This is a genomic window from Sphingobacterium sp. UME9 (assembly GCF_014170215.1).
In the GTDB taxonomy this organism is placed as follows: domain Bacteria; phylum Bacteroidota; class Bacteroidia; order Sphingobacteriales; family Sphingobacteriaceae; genus Sphingobacterium; species Sphingobacterium paramultivorum.
The window spans coordinates 53,187-74,107 of sequence record NZ_LZZP01000005.1; the positions used below are offsets into that span (position 1 = coordinate 53,187).

At 37.4% G+C, this 20,921-nt stretch carries 19 protein-coding genes; 17 read left to right on the forward strand and 2 right to left on the reverse strand.

The window, feature by feature from the left end; all coding sequences use genetic code 11:
• The first annotated feature begins 74 nt into the window (after window positions 1-74).
• The 11 genes from A9970_RS08970 to A9970_RS09020 all read left to right on the forward strand — a co-directional run bounded on the left by A9970_RS08970 (window position 75) and on the right by A9970_RS09020 (window position 12,105).
• Complete coding sequence (locus A9970_RS08970; protein WP_153845662.1) at window positions 75-1,361, forward strand: citrate synthase; 1,287 nt, start codon at window positions 75-77, stop codon at window positions 1,359-1,361.
• A gap of 249 nt (window positions 1,362-1,610) precedes the next feature.
• Entirely contained in the window at window positions 1,611-2,684 is a 1,074-nt protein-coding gene (nuoH, locus tag A9970_RS08975) for an NADH-quinone oxidoreductase subunit NuoH (protein WP_153845663.1), read from the forward strand.
• A 3-nt stretch (window positions 2,685-2,687) separates the two neighbouring features.
• Window positions 2,688-3,251, forward strand: a complete 564-nt coding sequence (locus A9970_RS08980) for an NADH-quinone oxidoreductase subunit I (protein WP_182982064.1) — start codon at window positions 2,688-2,690, stop codon at window positions 3,249-3,251.
• 3 nt (window positions 3,252-3,254) lie between these two features.
• A complete protein-coding gene (locus tag A9970_RS08985; protein ID WP_159727217.1) occupies window positions 3,255-3,797 on the forward strand; it encodes an NADH-quinone oxidoreductase subunit J in 543 nt (180 codons plus the stop codon).
• Window positions 3,794-4,102, forward strand: a complete 309-nt coding sequence (nuoK, locus tag A9970_RS08990) for an NADH-quinone oxidoreductase subunit NuoK (protein WP_075994232.1) — start codon at window positions 3,794-3,796, stop codon at window positions 4,100-4,102. The genes A9970_RS08985 and nuoK overlap by 4 nt, the downstream gene beginning before the upstream one ends.
• A 3-nt stretch (window positions 4,103-4,105) precedes the next feature.
• Entirely contained in the window at window positions 4,106-6,160 is a 2,055-nt protein-coding gene (locus tag A9970_RS08995) for an NADH-quinone oxidoreductase subunit L (RefSeq protein WP_182982065.1), read from the forward strand.
• A 3-nt stretch (window positions 6,161-6,163) separates the two neighbouring features.
• The gene (locus A9970_RS09000) at window positions 6,164-7,765 is read left to right on the forward strand and encodes a NuoM family protein (RefSeq protein ID WP_182982066.1); all 1,602 of its coding nucleotides are present in this window, start codon (window positions 6,164-6,166) and stop codon (window positions 7,763-7,765) included.
• A gap of 6 nt (window positions 7,766-7,771) precedes the next feature.
• Window positions 7,772-9,256, forward strand: coding sequence for an NADH-quinone oxidoreductase subunit N (locus tag A9970_RS09005; RefSeq protein ID WP_182982067.1), 1,485 nt, complete (start codon window positions 7,772-7,774; stop codon window positions 9,254-9,256).
• A 108-nt stretch (window positions 9,257-9,364) separates the two neighbouring features.
• Complete coding sequence (locus tag A9970_RS09010; protein WP_075994236.1) at window positions 9,365-9,970, forward strand: DUF4254 domain-containing protein; 606 nt, start codon at window positions 9,365-9,367, stop codon at window positions 9,968-9,970.
• A gap of 3 nt (window positions 9,971-9,973) precedes the next feature.
• On the forward strand, window positions 9,974-10,999 hold the full coding sequence (locus A9970_RS09015) for a glycosyltransferase family 9 protein (RefSeq protein ID WP_182982068.1): 1,026 nt from the start codon (window positions 9,974-9,976) through the stop codon (window positions 10,997-10,999).
• Window positions 10,996-12,105 (forward strand): glycosyltransferase family 1 protein, encoded by a 1,110-nt coding sequence (locus A9970_RS09020; protein ID WP_182982069.1) that lies wholly within the window; start codon window positions 10,996-10,998, stop codon window positions 12,103-12,105. Before A9970_RS09015 ends, A9970_RS09020 begins: the two co-directional genes overlap by 4 nt.
• Here the strand turns inward: A9970_RS09020 and A9970_RS09025 are convergent.
• Window positions 12,100-13,059, reverse strand: a complete 960-nt coding sequence (locus A9970_RS09025) for a glycosyl transferase family 90 (protein WP_182982070.1) — start codon at window positions 13,057-13,059, stop codon at window positions 12,100-12,102. The two genes, A9970_RS09020 and A9970_RS09025, sit on opposite strands and share 6 nt — an antisense overlap.
• A 31-nt stretch (window positions 13,060-13,090) precedes the next feature.
• On the reverse strand, window positions 13,091-13,756 hold the full coding sequence (locus A9970_RS09030; RefSeq protein WP_182330745.1) for a glycosyltransferase family 32 protein: 666 nt from the start codon (window positions 13,754-13,756) through the stop codon (window positions 13,091-13,093).
• 356 nt (window positions 13,757-14,112) lie between these two features.
• On the opposite strand from A9970_RS09030, the gene A9970_RS09035 reads away from it, so the two are divergent.
• The 6 genes from A9970_RS09035 to A9970_RS09060 all read left to right on the forward strand — a co-directional run bounded on the left by A9970_RS09035 (window position 14,113) and on the right by A9970_RS09060 (window position 20,850).
• Window positions 14,113-14,868, forward strand: a complete 756-nt coding sequence (locus A9970_RS09035; protein ID WP_220801570.1) for a glycosyltransferase family 2 protein — start codon at window positions 14,113-14,115, stop codon at window positions 14,866-14,868.
• Window positions 14,865-15,881 carry a hypothetical protein gene (locus A9970_RS09040; protein WP_182982071.1) on the forward strand — a complete coding sequence of 339 codons (1,017 nt, stop codon included), beginning with the start codon at window positions 14,865-14,867 and terminating at the stop codon, window positions 15,879-15,881. Before A9970_RS09035 ends, A9970_RS09040 begins: the two co-directional genes overlap by 4 nt.
• Window positions 15,850-16,806, forward strand: coding sequence for a lipopolysaccharide core biosynthesis protein rfaS (locus A9970_RS09045; protein WP_182982072.1), 957 nt, complete (start codon window positions 15,850-15,852; stop codon window positions 16,804-16,806). The genes A9970_RS09040 and A9970_RS09045 overlap by 32 nt, the downstream gene beginning before the upstream one ends.
• Window positions 16,806-17,864 carry a glycosyltransferase gene (locus tag A9970_RS09050; protein ID WP_182982073.1) on the forward strand — a complete coding sequence of 353 codons (1,059 nt, stop codon included), beginning with the start codon at window positions 16,806-16,808 and terminating at the stop codon, window positions 17,862-17,864. Before A9970_RS09045 ends, A9970_RS09050 begins: the two co-directional genes overlap by 1 nt.
• Before the next feature lie 77 nt (window positions 17,865-17,941).
• Window positions 17,942-19,978: a glycosyltransferase gene (locus tag A9970_RS09055; protein WP_182982074.1), complete on the forward strand. Its 2,037-nt coding sequence runs from the start codon at window positions 17,942-17,944 to the stop codon at window positions 19,976-19,978.
• The gene (locus A9970_RS09060; protein WP_182982075.1) at window positions 19,975-20,850 is read left to right on the forward strand and encodes a hypothetical protein; all 876 of its coding nucleotides are present in this window, start codon (window positions 19,975-19,977) and stop codon (window positions 20,848-20,850) included. Before A9970_RS09055 ends, A9970_RS09060 begins: the two co-directional genes overlap by 4 nt.
• Window positions 20,851-20,921: the final 71 nt, after the last annotated feature.

A 20,921-nucleotide genomic window follows, 5' to 3' on the forward strand; every position in this document is an offset into this window, starting at 1 on the left:
TTTCAATTTTAAATATCAAATAGTTAAATTTGTGAGATTAGCATAACAAATCAGATATAAGATAATATATAAACATGTCAGATAAAGCATCTATAAATTTAGACGGCACTTCGTATGACCTTCCGGTCATTGTCGGTACTGAAAATGAAAAAGCAGTTGATATTTCCAAATTAAGAGATCTAAGCGGATTTATTACGTTAGACCCAGGATACAAAAACACAGGTGCAACGAAAAGTGCGATTACTTTCCTTGATGGCGAAAAAGGCATATTGAGATATAGAGGATATCCAATTGAACAATTGGCAGAGAAATCTACTTTCTTGGAAGTTGCTTATTTGTTGATTTATGGAGAGCTTCCAAAAAAAGAGGTATTGGAAAAATTCAGAGCTGACATCAAAAAGCAAATGATGATTCACGAAGATATGAAAAACTTCTTCGCTGGATTCCCATCCAAATCTCACCCAATGGGCCAACTTTCGTGTTTAGTAGGCGCATTGTCGGCATTTTATCCAGAATCTTTAAATCCAAACTTAACAGAAGAAGAAGAAGATCAAACGATCATCAATCTTTTGGCAAAAATGCCAACAATCGTTTCTTGGATTCAAAAGAAATCATTAGGTCATCCTGTTGTTTATCCAAAAAATAACCTTGGTTACATTGACAACTTCCTAAACATGCTGTTTGGAGAAGTGAATGATGAAAAAACATTTGATCCTGTTGTCATTGACGCCATGCACAAATTGTTGATTTTACATGCTGATCATGAGCAAAACTGTTCAACATCTACTGTTCGCATCGTTGGTTCATCCAATGCAAACCTTTATGCATCCGTTGCATCGGGTATCAATGCATTATGGGGACCATTACATGGTGGTGCAAACCAAGCCGTAATCGAGATGTTGGAGGCTATTAAAAATGATGGTGGTGATGCTGAAAAATATCTTGCTAAAGCAAAAGATAAAAACGACCCTTTCCGTTTAATGGGATTCGGTCACCGCGTTTACAAAAACTTCGACCCTCGTGCTAAGATCATCAAAAAAGCATGTGATGATATCTTGGAGAAATTAGGCGTTCAAGATCCGGTATTGGATATCGCTAAAAAGCTCGAAGAAGCAGCATTGAATGACCAATATTTCATCGACCGAAAACTTTATCCGAATGTTGACTTCTATTCAGGTATCATCTACCGTGCATTAGGTTTCAAAGCAGATATGTTTACCGTATTATTTGCTTTAGGCCGTCTACCGGGATGGATTGCACAATGGAAAGAAATGCGCGAAAACAAAGAGCCTATCGGTCGTCCTAGACAAGTATACGTTGGCCACACAGAACGCGACTACGTTGAATTTTCAAATCGTTAATCCGATTTCGATTTATATCCTAAAAAGCATCCTTCGGGGTGCTTTTTTATTTTCACCCGAGCTAACATGAATGGCTTTACAACTGTCCGAAACCACCCACTCGAACAAGATATGATTACTTGTCGTTACGCTATTGTCACGATAATCTACTTGTTAAGTATATTTTAATTTTTCCTTATCTAAATTCCCCGTTTTTCGTTAAGTTTGCGTATTCATTGGTCTCTTATTAAAAATCATTATAAATAAGACTTGTTAGAAACAATACTACATATCTTGGTTCCCATTGCTATCTTCACCTTTATAGCAGCCTTCACCTTGTTTGCAGTATATGCCGAGCGAAAGATCGCGGGATTTGTACAAGATCGTCTAGGACCGATGGAAACAGGGAAGTATGGCAGTCTCCAAACGATCGCCGACATTCTCAAATTATTACAAAAAGAATTAATTACCCCCTCATCGGCCGATAAAATTCTCTTTAGAGTTGCCCCTATCGTTATTTTCGTGGCTGTATTTACAGGCTTTGCCGTTATTCCCTGGGCTAAAGATTTTATTCCAGCGGATACGCATACGGGTCTGTTCTTCATAATGGCCATCATCTCCATTGATGCTTTGGGCATTTTAATGGCCGGCTGGGGATCTAACAACAAATATTCTTTATTAGGCTCCATGCGTGCCATAGCACAGATGGTGTCCTATGAAATTCCGGTAGGCCTCTCCCTAATTACGGTCGTTATGCTAACCCAAACCCTAAATTTGAATGAAATCGCTATTGGGCAAGGCATCCTAACCAATGGAAGCATTAAATTCTTAGGTCTTTGGGAAGTCAATGAGATTGGGGGCCTCTTCGCCTGGAATATTTTTCAGGCCCCACATTTGATTATCACCTACATCATATTCTTTATCGCAACCCTTGCCGAATGTAATCGTGCTCCCTTTGATATCCCAGAAGCCGAATCTGAATTGGTCGGTGGCTTCCATACTGAATATGGCGGGATACAATTTGCCTTTATCTTTTTGGCGGAGTATGCCATGATGTTTTTGGTATCGATGTTGGGGGTTGTCCTCTTCTTAGGAGCTTGGAATACACCATTACCAAACATAGGTGTGATACGTTTGGCCGATTGGACCACAGGCTTAGTGTGGGGAATATTTTGGACCTTAGCAAAATCATTATTTATTGTCGGTATCCAAATGTGGATTCGATGGACATTACCTCGGTTACGTGCAGACCAACTGATGAGTTTATGTTGGAAAGTATTGACACCGTTGGCTTTTATTTGTATGGCCATTTCTGCAATTTGGCGAATTTTAGTTATAGCATAGGATATGATATTTAAAACGGCTTCGCATGCATTTCGTACGGCAATCAAGGGTTTATCTTTGACTGGTAAACACTTGTTTGGTGCCCGACGTTCGCGAACGGAATTAAATATTAAAAAGGATAACTACTTTGATCAGCAAGAAGGTATTGTAACTGTTCAATACCCGCGTGAAAAAATGCCTATCCCCGAGGTTGCCCGCTATCAACTGCAAGTCGATATCGAGGACTGTATTGTATGTGATTTATGCGCAAAGGCTTGTCCTGTCGACTGCATCGAAATCGAAGCCATCAAATCACCGGAAGCGATTGGAAAAACTTCCGATGGTAGCGTTAAAAGACTATACCCGGCCAAATTCAACATTGATATGGCTAAATGTATGTATTGTGGGCTATGTACTGTCGTATGTCCGACAGAATGTATTACCATGACCAACGAATATGACCGCAGCTCACAAAAACTAACTGATCTTATCTATGGTTTTTCAGATATGACCGATAGCGAGGTCGCACAACGTAAAGCAGAATGGACCAAGTTTCAAGCTGAAAAGGAGGCAGCAAAGCAAAAATAAAAGATGGAAAGTATTTTATTCTACGCCTTTGCTACCCTAGCAATCGGTTCAGCACTTTTGCTCGTCAATCTTAAAAATATTGCACGTGCATTGTTCCTGTTTTTTATTGTCTTATTTGCAATGGCAGGTCTTTACCTATTTGCTTTAGCCGATTTTGTGGCCATTACACAAATTATGGTTTATGTTGGCGGCGTGCTCATATTGATGTTATTTGCCTTTATGCTTTCCAATAAAGAGCTTTTAAAAGATCTCCAAGATAGCAGCGGTTCATTCTTAAGCATACCCAAATGGCAGACTATTCCAGTAGTGCTTGGCTTCCTGTTCCTAATGCTATACGGCATTATTGAATGGCAACAAGCACCATCTACGTGGATTTTACAAGCTAGGGAAAATAACACCGAGATTGTCGCAACAGACAATAATATTCATCAGATCGGATTACGTTTTATGACTTTTTATGTATTGCCATTTGAAATCATATCCGTGTTTTTGATGATGGCCTTGATAGGAGCCTCACATTTATCCAGAAAGGAGCGTACAATATGATTACACTGACGCATTTTTTAGTTGTCAGTGCCTGCATCTTTTGCATTGGTCTCTATACCGTTCTTTCCAAGAAAAATGCAATTATGATTTTGGTCGGTATTGAGTTGATGATCAATGCAGCTATCCTGAACTTTGTTGCTTTTGGAAAATATGATAAATTGAGTTATGGTGGGCAAATTTTTGCATTATTTGCCATCGTTCTTGCTGCGGCCGCAGTCGCTGTTGGATTGGCTATCGTATTAAATGTCTATAGACATTACAAAACCATTAATCCGGATGAGATAAACCAATTAAAAGACAAGTAAGCATTGGATCAATTTGTTCACATATCGCCCCATTTGACCGCGCTACTTACCTTGGCAGCACCATTAGCGGCATTCATATATCAAGCAATAGTAGGCAAACGCGACCAGTCCGGCCTTGTTTCTCTCACGGCCATCATCCTTAGCTTTATCGCTGGCGGCTTCACCTGGTTCTCCATATGGAATAATCCGGCGGTATCAATTCAGGTAAATTGGTTCACCATTGGTGAAACATCATTTAAAGTTGGTATCCTGCTGAACAATTTGAGCACTTTGATGCTTTTTTTGGTACCGACTGTTGCCTTACCCGTACATATATACTCCAGAGCCTATATGCATGGCGATTCAGGTATTCACCGCTATTGGATGTATCTCAGCCTTTTCTGTTTTGCGATGTTGGGATTGGTCATTATGGATAGCCTCCTGTTGATGTATGTTTTTTGGGAATTGGTCGGTTTTGCATCGTATCTCCTCATCGGCTTCTGGTTCACACGTGAAACAGCTGTACAAGCCAATAAAAAGGCATTTTTGGTCAATCGCATCGGCGACCTCGGTTTTCTAATCGGGCTTGCGATCCTATTTACACAGTTCAAAACCCTCAATTTAATCGATCTATTTGGGGACAATGGCTTAATCTATCAATCCACAATCGCCCAAGGATTATGGATATCTCCAGTCAATAGCTTACCTCAGATTTGGCTTACCATTGCAGGATTAGCCTTCTTCTTGGCAGCTATGGCTAAATCTGCACAATTTCCGTTACATGTATGGCTTCCTGATGCAATGGAAGGTCCTACATCAGTATCCTCGTTGATTCACGCCGCGACAATGGTTGCTGCTGGTGTATTCCTGCTGGCTACCGTATTTCCATTATTTAATGAATCTGCCTTATTATTTATTGCCATCATTGGTACAATAACCGCTGCTTTGGCCGCATACTTTGCGCTTGGCCAATACGACATCAAACGTATTCTTGCCTTTTCGACCATATCGCAGCTTGGTTTTATGATGGTTGGAATTGGTATTGGAACATGGGATGCTGCTTTATTTCATCTGACAACTCATGCTTTCTTTAAGTGTCTGTTGTTTCTTTCTGCCGGAGCTGTCATTCATGAAATGGCCCATCTTAAAGAACATAGCCACCTGGACTTTGACCCACAGGATTTACGGAATATGGGCGGGCTACGTCAATATATGCCAAAGACCTTCGTGCTGATGAGCATAGCTTCACTAGCACTTGCAGGATTCCCTTTGACTTCAGGTTATCTATCCAAAGATAGTATCGTTATCTCCTCCTTTGAATGGGCTATTTCAAAAGGTAACTTATACCTTCTCATCCCCATAAGTTTGATTCTGGTGAGTATTTTAACGGCTTTCTACATCGGTCGTTTGCTATTCAAAGCCTTTTTTGGGGAGTTCAGACTGTTGAAACAACTTCAGGGCAAACTACATGATCAACCGCTACATGAAGCACCAAAGACCATGTTGATCCCCATGTTTTTTTTGGGACTGTTCTGCTTATTCCCACTATTTTCTTTCAACCCGTTTTCGTATCACGATTCCTGGTTGATGGACGGCCTTTTATTGGATGAATATACATTTGCACCAAGTCATCGTGCACACCTTATTATCCCTGCAATACTGCTTCTTGGTTCTGCTATTGGCTGGATCATCGGCTGGAAATGGTATGTACAAAATAAATACCCTTTAAACCCTGCTAACCAAGCATTAAAAGCCGCTTTCAACCAGGGGTATATCAATGAGTTTTACGAAGCAGTCTTTGTTAATGGCACATTAAAATTAGCACAGTTCTGTTATTGGTTTGACCGTCATATCGTTGACGCTTTCGTTTCTTTGATTCAGTTTATCGTCTTATCCCTTTCTCAACTAAGTGTTTGGATAGACAAATATATTGTAGATGGTTTTGTTAATACGGTTGCTACTGTAGCCTATTGGACAGGCAATCAGGTTCGCCTGGTCCAAAACGGAAAGATACAGACAACATTGTATTCCGTCTTTTTATTAGTTTTACTTGGTTTAATTTATCTTATATTCTTTTAGGAAATGCCTATTTTATCCTTATTGATATTTTTACCGCTATTGGCTACGGCGCTCATTCTCGCCCTACCAACACGATATAAATCGAGTTACAAATATATTGCTTTAGCATTCACAGCAATACAATTTGTACTGGCCGGAATATGTTATGCACAATTTGATGCAAGCAAAACAGGAGTCCAAGATCTGGCGGGCTATCAATTTGTTGAACAGCTTTCCTGGATCCGATTAGATTTAGGATCAATAGGTAAATTAGAGATCGATTATCTTATTGGTATTGATGGGATCTCCATGCCCTTGTTATTGCTGAGTGCTTTCGTTATGCTGATGGCTATAGGCGCCTCTTGGAATATTCAGAAAAGTCCGAAGGGATACTTTGCCTTGCTCATGGTACTTAATATGGCCGTTATGGGGATTTTCTGTGCATTGGATTTCTTCCTATTCTATTTGTTTTATGAAGTCATGTTACTGCCACTCTACTTCTTGATCGGTATCTGGGGTGGTGCAAGACGCGAATACGCAGCCATAAAATTCTTTCTATATACCCTATTCGGGTCTGTATTTATGTTGTTGATTATCGTAGGATTGTATTTTTCAGTAATCAACCCTTTGACTGGAGCACATACCTTCAACATGATCTATATGATGAATCCACAGAATTATCTTGAGGGTTCTGTTTTCGGCTGGGAGGGTTACCAGGAAATTTTGGGCATTTCGGCTCGACTGATCGGTTTCATTGTACTCTTCTTTGCCTTTGCCATTAAAGTACCCATTGTTCCCCTGCATACTTGGCTACCGGATGCGCACGTTGAAGCGCCGACACCAGTATCTATTATTCTTGCCGGTATCCTCCTGAAAATTGGTGGTTACGGCATCATCCGTATCTGTTATAGCATCTTTCCCGATATGGCAGCCTTATCCAATTGGTGGCTTGGATTAATCGGTGTTGTATCCATTATTTATGGTGCCTTGAACGCTTTATCTCAAAAAGACCTGAAACGAATGATTGCTTATTCATCGGTCTCTCATATGGGTTTTGTGCTGCTTGGTATTGCATCGCTGACTGCCGAAGGTATTTCTGGCGCCATGTTTCAGATGATTTCCCATGGATTCTTATCAGCGGCACTCTTTTTCCTTGTTGGCGTGGTCTATGACCGAGTACATGACAGAAATATCTATAGTTTCCGTGGCCTAGCTCAAATTATGCCAAAATATACAGGCTATGTTGCTGTCGCATTTTTTGCTTCCTTAGGTCTACCAGGCTTTTCAGCCTTTATTGGTGAAGCCTTTGTCATTATCGGTTCCTTCAATGCCGAGAGTGTGGGTACAGGGCTGCCCCGTTGGATGGCTTTAGCAGGTTCGATAGGGATACTATTAAGCGCTGCCTATCTACTTTGGACATTGCAACGCATGTTCTTTGGACAGATCCGTTTAAAAGGGGGCGAATCTTGGAGCAATGCACTAACAGATGTAAATTCACGCGAACAAGTGATCTTGTTTCCAACTTTGGCCCTGGCCTTATTACTTGGTATTATGCCAGCTTTAGTATTTAACAATTTGAACGCAAGTGTTCTGAATCTTGTGAGCTTTATCCAACAATTTATCTAATCCAGCATGCTCGCATTCAGTCCATATATCAGTTCTTTCATCGATCAGATTATCGTCAGTATTCCGTACTTTAAACCTGAACTGACACTGATCATCACTTTTATTGGAACTATTCTAGCTAGTCTTTTTGCTGACAAACACTGGAAGAATACGTCTTTTGTCGTAACCATCATTGGGTTATTGTTCAGCGGCTGTTACCTCGTTGGACAAGGCCTCAGTAAGGTAGAGATGGCTGGCTTTTTTGATATGATCCAGGTTGATGCTTTCGCTACTTCGGCACGACTGATTATCCTGTTGTCAACAATTCTCATTTGTATATTCATTCAACAACGCCATCAAGCGCATGGTCGCCCCTTAGGTGATCTCTATGCGGTACTACTGACAGCAACATTGGGTCTGAATCTATTGACTATGTCAAGCAATTGGCTGATGATATTTATTGCTGTCGAAACGGTTTCGATTAGCTCCTATATCATGGTGGGTTATTTCTCCACCACTAAAATTCAATCGGAAGCTGCTTTAAAATATGTACTCTTTGGATCGATCTGTGCTGCCGTTATGCTCTATGGTTTGTCTTTATTATACGGTTTCACGGGAAACCTGAATTTTGACGCTCCAAGTCACATTGCTGGCTTGATGGAAGCACCCCAGATCATGATCAGCATTGCTTTACTATTTTTGCTGACAGGTATTGGTTTCAAACTGAGTTTTTTCCCTTTTCATGTCTGGAGTCCGGATGTTTACCAAGGTGCCCCAACAGTTATTACAACCTATCTCGCTACAGTACCCAAAATTGCTGTTGTTGTGCTATTATCCAAGATCCTTTCAGCCTGGCTTAACGTATCCTTTTATTTTAGTGATTTCTTGACTTATGTGATTATTGCGATCGCCATTGCAACTATGCTGATTGGTAATTTAGCAGCTTTACGCCAACAGGATGCCAAAAGGATGATGGCCTATTCTTCTATTGGGCATACGGGGATACTTCTTATGGCTGTATTGGTTTATCAAAATAATGAGTCAAATGTGCTCTTATTTTACCTTTCCATATACGCCCTGATGAATATTGCTGTGTTTATCTTTATTGATGCTCTAGAAGCTAGTTTAGGAAATACTTCAATTGAATCGTATCGCGGCTTAGGAAAGCAGTACCCACTGCTGTTCACTTCCTTTTCAATTGTTTTAATCGCTTTGGTAGGTCTCCCCCCTACTGCAGGTTTTGTTGGAAAACTTTTGGTCTTTTCCAAAGTGTTCGAACAATACCAAAACTTCCAATCCTTTGGTTTATTGGCATTGCTCCTAGTTGGTGCATTGACCTCTGTCATTTCCCTATTTTATTATTTTAAAATACCACTGAATGCGTTTCTAAGAGACAATACGGGATCTCCAGCAGTGAAGTTTAATATGGTACTCTTGTGTATTGGAATCTTATGTACTTTAGCCGTGTTGATCTTAGGTATCTTTCCCGATTTATTACTTTCGGTATTCTAGAAAACAGGAAACTTCTTTCATTTTAAATAAGTCTATCTTCCAATTCATTCCCTTAATGTCTGCGTTGAATAGTAAGAATAACTCCATAATATATTTTATATTTGTACCATGATTAGTGCAATAGCAAATCCAATTTTTCAGCGTGCTATCCAGGATTACCACGTATACGATCAGATTGATCATCCAATCCAAAATCCGTATGATAAACAATCCCTGGAACATCTCCTCTATTTAAAATGCTGGATTGACACCGTGCAATGGCATATGGAAGATGTGGTACGTAATCCCTCGATTGAACCCCAAGAAGGCTTATACTGGAAAAGACGTATTGATGAATCCAATCAGTACCGCACAGATACCGTAGAGTATATTGACAGTTATTTTCTACAAAAATTTCAAGATATACAGGCGAGTCCTACAGCAACAATCAATACTGAAAGTCCGGCCTGGGCTATTGATAGGCTTTCCATTCTGGCTTTAAAAATCTACCACATGGAACAGGAAACATTGCGCACAGATGCTTCCGAAGCACATATCATTTCCTGCCAAGAAAAACTGAACGTTTTATTGGAACAAAGGAAAGATTTGTCCCAAAGTATTGATGAATTAATGACTGCAATCGCATCTGGCGATAAATACATGAAGGTTTATAAACAGATGAAAATGTATAACGACCCTTCATTGAACCCTGTCCTATATTCTTCAGGAAAATAAAACATGTCCTTACCGCAACGGATCATAGTAACCCGATTTTCAGCTATGGGCGATGTTGCCATGGTTGCCTCAGTGTTGAAAGAATTCTGCTTTCAGTACCCTGATGTAGAAATTATTATGGTCAGCAGGCAATTCTTTGCCCCATTCTTTGATGGAATCAAAAGTATACGGTTTCACGCTATTGAGCCCAAAACAATTCATAAAGGTTTCTTTGGATTAGTCAAGCTAAAAAAGGAACTGGCTCAATACGGCGCAGATGCTGTGGCAGACTTACATTTCAATTTACGCTCCCGCGTAATTGATCTATTATTTTCCCTATCGGGCGTAAAAGTAAAGCAGCTTGACAAAGGGCGGGAAGAAAAAAAAGCCTTAACCCGGGAAAACAACAAAATTAAGATTCCTTTAAAGCTAACGGTCGAGCGCTATGCAGACGTATTTCGTGCATTAGGCTTCAAATTTGAGCTCAGCAAAAAATTGGTTTCTAATTTGCAAGATGTACCCAAAGCTGCTTTTAGTATGTTCGCGAATTTCGATCGAAAGAAAATTGGCATTTCTCCATTTGCACAACATCGTTATAAGATTTTCCCTCAAACCAAAATGGAAAATGTGATAGACGAACTCACGCACAATGGCTATGATGTTTTGTTGTTCGGCGGTGGCGAACAAGAATTCCAAATTGCCCAAAACTGGACTGAGCGATTTCCCAACACCTATAATACCATAGGCAAATTTTCGCTGCGGGAGGAACTGGATTTGATATCCAATCTGGATCTTATGATCAGTATGGATTCTTCGGGACTTCATATGGCATCATTAATGGGCGTAAGGTGTCTTTCTTTGTGGGGAGCAACACATCCTTATGCTGGATTCACAGGTTATGGCCAGCAGCTAACAGACTGCATCCAAGTTGAACACCCCAATAGACCAAGTTCGGTGTACGGCAATAAGCCTTGTGATTGTGATGGAATAGAAGCAATTGATTTAATTACACCGGAAATGGTGATCGAAAAAATAAACGGAATAAGATGAGGATTGGGTTCGATGCAAAACGCTATTTTTTAAACAAGACCGGTCTAGGGAATTATAGTCGGGACTTAATTCGTATGCTCGAAAAGTATGCTCCCGAAAATGAGTATCTAAAATATACACCAAAAACTGGTGATCAATATATCAATCAACCAGCGTCTCAAAAAAATATCCGGTTGCCACAGGGTTTTATCAACACTGCTTGGCCTAATCTCTGGCGAAATCAACGTATTGTTCAGGATTTGAAAAAAGATAAAGTTGATATTTACCATGGACTGTCTGGTGAAATTCCATTAGGTTTAGCACAGGCACATATTAAATCTATCGTTACCATTCATGATTTAATTTTTTTGAGACATCCTGAACTTTATCATCCAATTGACCGTTGGATTTATAAAAAGAAATTCAAGCATGCCTGCGAGGCATCTGATCTTATCGTTGCCATAAGCGAATGTACTAAAAACGATATTGTCGACCTCTTTCATATACCCAAAGAAAAGATCGATGTCGTTTATCAGGGATGTCATGAAGCATTCAAAACTATCAAAACTGAAGAGCAGAAAACAAATCTTCGAGAGAAGTTAAAATTACCGCAGGATTTCTTATTGAATGTTGGAACCATTGAACCGCGTAAAAATATTTTACCAGTAGTGAAGGCCATAAAAGACCTTGATATCCCCCTTGTTATCGTAGGTAAACCAACACGTTACTATCAGGAGATCATGGCCTATATGCAACAAAACAACATGGAAAACAGGATATTCTTTTTCCAAGGATTAGCAATGGAAGAATTGGCCGTTCTTTATGCATCGGCAACAATTTTCATTTATCCCTCAATTTATGAAGGCTTTGGCATTCCCATTATAGAGGCACTCTACTCTGGTACACCTGTGATCACCAGTAAAATGGGCGTATTCCCAGAAGCGGGGGGGCCGACATCTTGTTATATTGACCCTACAAATATTTCAGAGATAAAGCATGCTATAATATCCTTACTTAGTGATTCCTCCAAGCGAGATGAAATGATCGAAAAAGGATTAGAATTTGTTCAAAAATTTAATGATGAACGTGTTGCCAAACAGATGGCTTCTATTTATGCCAGCTTATAAATCGACCGACTGACCCGTTGAAACAAAATACTTCTTCAATACATGAAGAGAAACGAACTCTTCTTGTGCCTGATCCATAAATAATTTCACATAAGCATTGGCCTGTTTAACAATTGTTTCAGCCTCGTCGGGATGATCTATATAAAACTGTAATTTTTCTTCCAGGTCCGAATAATCGTTTTTAATACAGATAAAATGATAGTCCGGTAATAAGGTTCCTTCCATAAACCAGGTTTCATACGTTGGCATCGGCATGACAGCGATGGAATTTGACGACATGATCCATTTTAAGTTGGTAGCTACGTCATTTCCTTCCAGGGCAAGAATAAATTTATAAGCTAAATGTCCAGTGATAGAAAGGTAATCGTGATCAGAAGACCTAAACGCTCTTTTTAAATCACATAAGGGATGACTATGGTATTGTTGAAAAAATAGTTCCCGATGTGCCTGTGCAAACTCACTCCTCCCAACAAGTCTATTTTTCTTCTTCCGAAAAGCAACATGGTCAGTAATAAAGTTAAAGTGCCGGCTCTTATCCAGGTTCAACAATACCGAGTTGGCATTGTCACCTGCGATTGGCCTACTTTTCACTAAGGCAGGTTTATCCGGAATAGCAACAATATCACCTGGAAGGATCTGAAATTTCAGTTGCTGATTAAAATAATCAAGAAATTGTTTACTATCAAAATAATAAACACGAATCTTCTCGGGCATCTTATAATCTTTGATCGGAATTGCATCGATTGACAAAGACCGCTGCGGAGATAGTTTATTATAATAGTTTATCCGAAACCGAACCCATTCAGACTGCTGAGTCAAATCTCTGTTCAGCAACACCGAGGCCTTTTTCCGTAGCAGAAACTTTAGTCTCAGCTGTCGTCCAAATACACTCAAATAATAAAAGAATTTAACATTCTTATTTTTTAAAAAGATCTTCTTGAAATTCAACTTCATAGCATATATAAGAAATAAGAGCTGTCGTTATCTAATCGTCCTTAGGTTTGACCACAGGTACACGAAGCTGCATTTTTTTCCAATGTAGTGAGCGATCGCCGTAAATCAGAATTTTACTTAGTTTATACTTGAACTTCAAAAGTCCCTGATAATCGTCGGTAATACGACGATAGGCAACCTGAGGATCTTCTTCTAAAACTAGATTTATTGCTTCCGTATAGACCGTTGGTCCTGTCATCTGATGGACATCATGTGGATATCTATTTTCCTCGATATTTCGTACGATCAATTCAATCGTCTTTTTCAGGAATGGGTGTCCTTTATCGTAGATCAATGCCCATTGCGCATAAAGACTTCTATTCTTCTCATGCGTAATCACCGCCGTATCTTCTGGTTTAATCACTTCATCCAAAACGCCAATAATATCACTATCTAAATCCAAATAGATACCTCCATGAACATACAAAACCGCATATCTAAAAAAATCCGCTTTAGCGGCACCGATCTGCAATCGGGCAAAAGCCTTATAAGTACGTTGATCAAAATTTTCACTAATGAGTGTATCAATTTGACCATCATCAAAAAACTGTCTAGTATAGCCTTTATTTCGCTTTAAAAATCGCCAAATATAAAACTTTGTCAACAAGGGTATCTTATTGGTCTTAAAAGTCTGATAGATAACTTTTGGAATCGCCACTTGGAATAAAATTAAATTATGGTAATAAACAGCGTGTATAGTGATGTAAAAATAAATTCAAAACTATAAAACATGCAAAAATAACGATATATCCCTTACAAACACGTATTTTCTAATATTTAGTTAATCGCCTAGTGTGAATTAGAACAATACCTATTCACTTCACAAACATTTCATTTTTTTTATATTTTATTACAAAAAATATGTAATATATTTGTCACAAAGCAATAAAGCCCACCTTGGTGATCTACATTGTGAAAACATTAAATGTCATTTTTTCAACTAAATTGTAACGAATAAGTGAGCTTTCACGTTACAATAGCGTATGGTCCAATTTTTCAATTATATCGTATACCTTGAGTCAAAAAATAAGCGCTTTAATCATTACATACAATGAAGAGGATAATATAGTAGAAGTCCTCAAAAGCATGGAGTTTGCAGATGAGATCATTGTTTTGGATTCATTCAGTACTGATCGAACGGTTGAGTTAGCCGGTTTGCACCCCAAAGTGAAAATTTATCAGAACAAATTTGAGGATTTCACCAAACAGCGCAATTTGGCCTTGACTTATGCGAATAACGATTGGGTACTTTTTTTGGATGCCGACGAGCGTTTGACTGCTGCTTGCCAAACGGAGATATTATCGACAATAAACGATCCGCAAGCAAAAGACGCGTATTACATGTATCGTTTATTTTTCTTTTGTGGCGAACGCATTAATTTTTCGGGAACACAAAATGATAAGAATTTCCGTCTGTTCAAAAAAAGTAAAGCAACATACGACACCAAAAAAAAGGTGCACGAAACATTACTAGTTAATGGCACGATTGGTAGCTTAAAAAACAAGATATGGCATTATTCCTTCGCAGACTACGCGAGTTACAAGGAAAAAATGGTCCATTATGGTCAGCTCAAAGGGAAAGAACTATACGCTAAAAATAAGCGGTATTCGCTCTTAAGTCACCTAGCTAAAGTGTCCTTTAAATTTTTTAAGGCATACTTTTTGAAACTAGGAATATTAGATGGGCGACGAGGATACCAACTTTGCTACTTACAGAGTCTCAGTGTACATGAAACTTTTAAGTCATTGAAAAGAGAAGAAAAAAAATGAAGATTTGCATTATAAGCTTTGATTACTGGAATTACGACCACCACATTGTAAAGAAATTGCAAGAGAAGGGTATTGATGCATCACATATCAATATGGGTGCCTATAAATACAAAAACTTCGGTGAGCGGGCTTCAAATGCAATCAGCAAAATTTTTCTGAATAAAAACATCAAACATGTAAAACGTCAGGAGTACGTAGTAAATACACTGAAAAAACTAGGTCCCCAAGATCAGATACTCGTTCTAAATCCCCATACATTAGATTATCAGACCATCAAAGAGATCAAATCATATACACCTTACTTAATTTCTTATCTCTATGACAATTTAGAACGTTTTCCAATTGAAGAAAAATTGGAATTGTTTAATAAGATCTATTCTTTTGAAGACAAAGATGTAAAAAAATATGGCTTTGAAAAGATAACAAACTACAACTATCTTTCAGAAAACCCCATCCAGGCCGAAGAAATTGAAAATGACTTATTTTACATTACTTCTTATGATAAACGACGTATTAAGCTCCTTCGTAAACTCACGGTTCGTCTCTCGGCATTGGAAGTACGGAGTAAGATTGTTGTGGTCGGAAAACAGGTATGGAAAGAGAAACTAAAACAATTATCTTCCAGCAAACTATTTAGCAAGTATATTCAACTAAGAAAGACCCCGATATATATAGATGAAGTATTAGACGAGTATAAGAAAAACAAAGTAATTTTGGATCTTATGCGAGATGGCCAAGAAGGGTTAAGTTTTCGTGTTTTTGAAGCGATGGCTTTTGAGAAAAAACTCATTACTGACAACCCAAGTATTCTGAACTATGATTTTTACGATCCTCAAAATATCTTATATATAGCTAACGACTTAGAGCTCCTAAACGAATCTTTTTTTGACACGCCCTATAAAAGAATTCCCACCGAATTATTTAGAAAATACACGCTAGATAATTGGCTCAACAAAGTATTTGGTCTTGAACAAACCTTAAATGAAAAAAAAATTACTCTTTATAGCTCCTAATTATTACGGGTTTAATGAAGTTGTCTATAAAGGATTACGATCCTTTAGTGAGTACGAAGTAATTGAAATCGATTCAACAAAGCCCTATAAGTATAAAAATATTGGTGAAAGGATATACAATTTTTTTCTCAAGAAATTTAAAGGCCTTAATCTTAAAAAGGTAAAATCCGAGTTCTACGTTCAAAAATCCATTGAAAAATACGAACAGTATGATTTGCTCCTCGTAAATAGGCCTGATCTGTTGACAAAACATGCATTGGAGACTGCCGTAAGTAAATCAAAAAAAAGCAAGGCGATTCTTTGGGACAGCATCGAGAAAATTCCACAGTCAAATGAATCTCTTTCAAAATTTGATACCGTTCTGAGCTTCGACCCTGCTGACTGTTATAATTATGGATTTACCCCCATCACTAATTTTTACTTTAAGGAAGCTCAAAATTGGGAGATAAAATTTGACGTAGCCCTATTGATAACATACGACAATAGAATTAATGATGCTATTAAATTATTTCGATATTTCAACAACCATGGGATAAAAGCAAAAGCACGAATTTTTGCTTATAAAAAAGATCAAATCAAAGAAAAACTTCCGAACAATATGGAAATAATCGAGCAAATTATTCCTTTTAAAAACTCCTGCGAATATTATTTCGACAGCAAGATCATATTAGACCTATCACATCCACATCAAAAGGGACTTTCTTTTCGTCCCTTTGAAGCTCTAGGACTAAAAAAGAAGCTAATTACAACAGCCGAGAATGTAAAATCTCTGGAATTTTACAATACGACAAATATCCTATATCTTCAAGATATTAATGACATTGAGATCCCTGAGGATTTTCTAAAAGATGAGTATCTTAATCCAGATTTACAAATAACAAAAAGGTACTCTTTAGAAAATTGGGTGGAAAACGTTACATCATAATGGAAAAAGATTTTATCATTTATTTTATCTGTCCGACAAATAAATATGCTACAGGTGGGGTTAAACAGATGTATAGGCAAGTAGAAATATTAAATAGTGCTGGAATTAATGCTAGAATCCTACATAAATGGCATGGGAATAAAGAGAAATGGTTAGATAATGATCCTCCAATTTCCTATAATCCATATATCTTTAAGCAAATAAAATACATTGCTAAGTCAAAAACCATCAATATCCTCAGAAGAATAACGTTATTTCTTCTAAAGTTGGCCAGCAAAAAATTAGAAAGTAATTCCATTTTGGTCTTTCCAGAATTTTATGGCTTAAATGCGCATAAAATAACACCGAATTTACCGCGGGTAATATTTAATCAAAACTGCTATTACACATTTGACAATTCAACTAACTTTGAATTGCAGAAAAACACATATACTGACGATAACACTCTAGCAGTACTCACAGTCTCTGAAGACTCTCAAAGTTACCTGAAATATGTCTTTCCAGAAATTTCAATCCATAAACTAAGATTGGGTATAAATGATAAGCTTTTTTTTTACTCCAAAGAGAAGAAAAAACAAATATGCTTCATGCCCAGAAAACTTTCTCACGACATAGCGCAAGTTATCAATGTACTTCGACTCAAGGGACTAGACAACTCTTGGAATCTAGTCGCTATCGAAGATAAAACAGAAAAAGAAGTCGCGCAGATCATGCGTGAAAGTGCAATTTTTTTAAGTTTCAATCATCGGGAAGGATTTGGTTTACCACCAGCCGAAGCAATGGCCTGTGGCTGTATTGTTGTGGGATATAAAGGCAGAGGAGGCGCAGAATATTTTAAACCAGAGTTTTCATATGCTGTTGAAGAGGGAGACATAGTTGGATATGTAGACAAAATTATTTATATAATAAATCTATTCGCTAACAATGCTGATCTTATCATAGCCCAAGGACAACTTGCTTCCGATTATATTTTAAAAAATTATAGCTTAGATAACGAAATTCACGATGCAAATACATCGTGGAAAGATATCATTAAAAAATACGAGAAAGTGATTTAGCACATCTTAATTTTCGGTTGCTCTTACTATCTTTAAAACCTCAAACAATACTTTTTCATAACTCATTGAAATAATACATGGGACTTCGCACGATAATTAAAAACTGGATTAACAAAACAAAATATATCAATAACTTGCATGCTGAACAAATTGAAGTTACTGATATACCTTTAACCTTTACGCGGAGTAAACTAGTATTCCCGCATTTCTCAAATCCGAAGGTTTCTATTATTATTCCTTTCTATAATCAGGAAATATATACTTGGTCATGCCTAAATTCGATACACCAGCATCTACCGACTGTTAGCTTTGAAATCCTTCTTATCAATGATAGAAGTAGTGATTCAACTGATTTTTCTCTTATTGAAAATATCCAAATTATAAATAATTCAGAAAATTTAGGATTTTTAAAGAGTGTAAACCGAGGGATTTCAATAGCACGTGGTGAATATATTTATTTGCTAAATAATGACACGATAGTTAAAGAAGGATTTTTAGATGCACTCTACGAAGTTTTCACAACCTTTCAAAATGTTGGGGCTGTTGGTTCAAAACTATTAAATTCGGATGGCAGTCTTCAAGAAGCCGGTTGTGTCTTCATGAAAGACTGCAATATAAGTCAAGTAGTTAGAAAAGAACATTATTATCCTGAAGTAAATTATATTTATAAAGTGGATTACTGTTCTGGATGCAGTCTCTTATTCAAAAAATATAGTGATAATAATGAATTAAATCTTTTTGACGAACAATTTGCTCCAGCGTATTTCGAGGAAACGGATCTATGTTTCTCGTTTAAATATCTTCAGGGTAAAGATATTTATTATACTCCTTTTTCCCGGGTGGTTCATTTTAATGGAGTATCTTATAACGCTAAAAACGGATATCAGAACAAATCTAAAAAGGAGCTCTTCGAAAATAACTTGGAGAAATTTAAGCGTAAATGGTCAAAAGAAATCGCAGGTATTTCCGCCTTAAATACCGAGCAGCGGATATTGGAATTATATAATAACAAAAGTATTGTCTTCTTTTATTACCGCCTACCAGAATACGATAATAATTCAGGTGATTTAAGATTTACTGAGATAATCAAAGCATTTAAAATCTTAGGTTATCATATCACATTGATTGTTGAATCCAATAGGATCAATAATCCCTATTTATCCTTTTTTCAAAAAATGGGTGTATCCACCTATTATGAATATAGAAAGAGAAAAGGGCTCAGAAAATTCTTTAGCAACATTCAGCATATCAGTCCTATTTGTTGGTTCTACACCGCCGATGTTTTCGTCTGTTATTATAAAACTGCTCAACAATTGCTGCAAATGCCGAAATTAGTATTTGATATGGTTGATATTCACCATCTTAGATTGTTACGTATGTTAGAGCATGACCCCTTAAATAAAAATTTAAAGAAATGGTATATCAAAGCACTGAGAAATGAAAAAATAGCAGCGTCGAAAGCGGACATTGTTATACCAATATCAGATGAAGAAGGAGTTTATATGGAGAAGTTCTGTTCTGCTAATAAAATGATCGTAATTTCCAATGTACATTATCCAAAAGTAAAAATTGAGCAGATACCTAGTTTTCACCAACGTAATAACTTGCTTTTCATCGGGTCAAAGCACCTCCCAAATCTCGATTCAGTACAATTTCTTTATGAAGATATTATGCCACGTATCTGGGCTACAAATCCGGAAGTTGAGCTTCATGTTGTGGGAGATGTCAACACATTATTAAATATTTCCGATCCTAAAATTAAATTACTTGGACATGTACCAGATATAACACATTACTTTCTTAACAGTAAATTAATGGTTGCGCCATTAAGATATGGCGCTGGTGTTAAAGGTAAAATCGGACAAGCTTTTGAATACTATCTTCCGGTTGTCACGAGCCAAATAGGCGCCGAAGGAATGAAACTAGTCGATGGCGAAACAGTATTATTAGCAGAAACAGCAGAAGAGTTCGCAGAAAAAATATTGCTTCTATATACTGATGAAGTTTTATGGAAAAAAATTCAATCGCATTCCGAAAAAGGACTTCGGCCATTTTCTAGAGAAACCTTATTTAATAAAATCAAAGCAGTAGAATTACAATCAAAAAAATCATGATGTTAATTAAAATAGGTTATTTATTATCTTATGACTATCAATATATTATAACCTCAATTAAACAGGTATATACAGAGGCTGACCGCATAACTATAAGCTACGACATCAATAAAAGAACCTGGACAGGCAACTATTTCGAAATACCGGAAAGTACCTTTGAAGAGATAAGAAAGCTTGACACCGATCATAAAATTCATTTTTATGCTGATGATTTCTATGTTGCAGGACAAGCTCCCTTGATATCCGAAACTAGACAACGGAATATGCTCTCTCAATCTATGGGCAAGGGCGGATGGCATATACAATTGGATAGCGACGAGTACCCGTACGATTTTAAGAAGCTAACAACATTTCTCAGAAGAAATAGATTTCTTTTGAAACAACCGGATAAAACGCCTGTTACCTTTCGAGTTAAATTAATAGTATTATTCAAGAAAACAACCGATGGTTTTTTCATTATATCCCCTTATAATGAATTGTGCAGTTTGGTGACCAACCGCCCCTTTTATAGCAAGGCAAGGGCTACGCAGAATACAAAAGAATATATATTAAACTATTATGTTATTCATCAATCCTGGGCTAGAGAAAATTCCGAAATACAGCAAAAAATCAATAATTGGGGCCATGTAAATGACTTCGATACTATAGAATTTTATAGAAGTTGGGATAAACTATCAGCTGAGAATTATGAAAATTATTTGGATTTTCATCCTTTACCGGCCTGTAGTTGGGAAAAATTAGATTTTTTTCCAGCTAGCAATCTTGATAACTTTATAAAATCTATAAATGTTAAGCTACCCCAAAAGAATATAAATTGGCCAATATCCGCTCTCAAAAAATCTATTCTTTATTTAAAAAGTATTTTTAGATGAGGCTCAATTTCCTTCTAGAATTAGCGAAGCTAAAGCTGTGAAGAGGATATCTATATCAAATAAATAAGATC